The sequence below is a fragment of the Elusimicrobiota bacterium genome (genome assembly GCA_040757695.1).
In the GTDB taxonomy this organism is placed as follows: Bacteria; Elusimicrobiota; UBA8919; order UBA8919; family UBA8919; genus JBFLWK01.
In genome coordinates this window covers 1-1,411 of sequence record JBFLWK010000226.1, presented here as the reverse complement: position 1 = coordinate 1,411, position 1,411 = coordinate 1, and the positions used below count along the sequence as shown (strand labels likewise).

Annotated in this window: 3 protein-coding genes; all 3 read right to left on the bottom strand. The window is 31.5% G+C overall.

Annotated features, from left to right (window positions below; genetic code table 11):
- A partial coding sequence (locus AB1349_14345) for an SRPBCC family protein (protein ID MEW6558505.1) occupies positions 1–257 on the bottom strand: 257 nt, incomplete at its 3' end.
- A 170-nt stretch (positions 258–427) separates the two neighbouring features.
- Complete coding sequence (locus AB1349_14340; GenBank protein ID MEW6558504.1) at positions 428–1,045, bottom strand: methyltransferase domain-containing protein; 618 nt, start codon at positions 1,043–1,045, stop codon at positions 428–430.
- A 195-nt stretch (positions 1,046–1,240) separates the two neighbouring features.
- Positions 1,241–1,399 carry a cupin domain-containing protein gene (locus AB1349_14335; protein MEW6558503.1) on the bottom strand — a complete coding sequence of 53 codons (159 nt, stop codon included), beginning with the start codon at positions 1,397–1,399 and terminating at the stop codon, positions 1,241–1,243.
- Between the last annotated feature and the right edge of the window lie 12 nt (positions 1,400–1,411).

The window sequence follows — 1,411 nt, the reverse complement described above, 5'->3', positions numbered from 1 at the left end:
GCTAAACTTTTAACTTCAATTTCCCAAGTGCTCTTACTTTTTTCTATCTTAGTAATCTTGCATTTAACTTTATACCAAACTCCGCTGACGCATTCTTCAAAGTAAACCACGTCCCCTTCATCCATACTACCAGTCACTTTGTCGAATTTCGTATGATTAGGATGCCATTCCGTAAAATGCTTATCAAGATTTCTAAACCAATCAAAAATTTTTTCAGGTGTCGTTTTTATTTCTATTGAATCTTTTAGCGTTATCATAAGCTATTACCTCAATTTAAAATCATATAAATATCTTTTCCTAAGGGCAGGGTTCGGAATTTCATATAATGGGTGCAGCAAAGAGTCGTCCTGACCGATGCAAAACAAAAAAACGGGATTTTTTGGCACTCCCCTGCTTGCTCTTTGCTGTTCTCCGAAGTTACGCCATATTATTTTTCCCCAATCATTAGAAAAATTGGATATTTTCTTATGATATTTTGATCTATTTTCTTTTCCATTTCATAACATATTGAATACTTAACATCACTAAATCCCTTACATTCTAATAATTTTTTCAATTTTTCAGTATTAAATCCATTATGACCATTATAATTTTTATGGTGTTTATGAAATGAACCATCTTCTTCTATTAAATCAGCAATACATAAATATCCATTCTTGTTTAATAATGAATAAAATATTTCAATAATTTTTTCAGTATTTTTGATATGATGTAAAGTCATAAGAGTATATATTAAATCATGTTTATTTGCATATCTATTATAAATCAAATTAATCTTAACTGTTTTCATGTTTTTGATTTTATTTTGTTTAATTTTATTATTTACAATTTTTAACATTTCAGATGAATCATCCATTAAAACAATAGATTTCAATGATTTATATAGAAAAAAACTTAATAATCCTGTTCCACATCCATATTCTAATGCATTAATATTATTTGATACTTTTATTGATTTCAAAATTTCATCAGATATTACTTTTGCTCTTTCAATATAAATAGGATTTTCATCCCATTTTGATGCTTCTTTATCAAAATATTTCATTTTACATCTTATCAAAGGCTTGGCGTAATTTCAGCTAACGTATTCACAAACCACGCCGTTGTTTTTGCCGATATCAAACGACAAATTATCTCGCGGCAAAAACAACGGAACGACCACAATAATCCTTATCAATAAAGGGAGTGTCGTGGTTTGTGCTGCCAGCTACAGGCGCAAAATGGCTTTTCGACATTCCAGCTACTGCACCCGTGAGACAATCCATAAGTAACGAAGCGGATGAGTGCCAACGTTGAATACATTGTGTTGGGTAGCGGGAGGAATGTAAGCGACACAACCTTTCTGAATTCTCTGCCGACCGAGACCCTCTAGTTCAACTTCACCGATGCCATCAAGTATTATTAATAGTTC

Excerpts from the sequence above, each read along its gene's own strand:
- AB1349_14340 (MEW6558504.1), bottom strand. The coding sequence starts at position 1,045 with ATGAAATATTTTGATAAAGAAGCATCAAAATGGGATGAAAATCCTATT.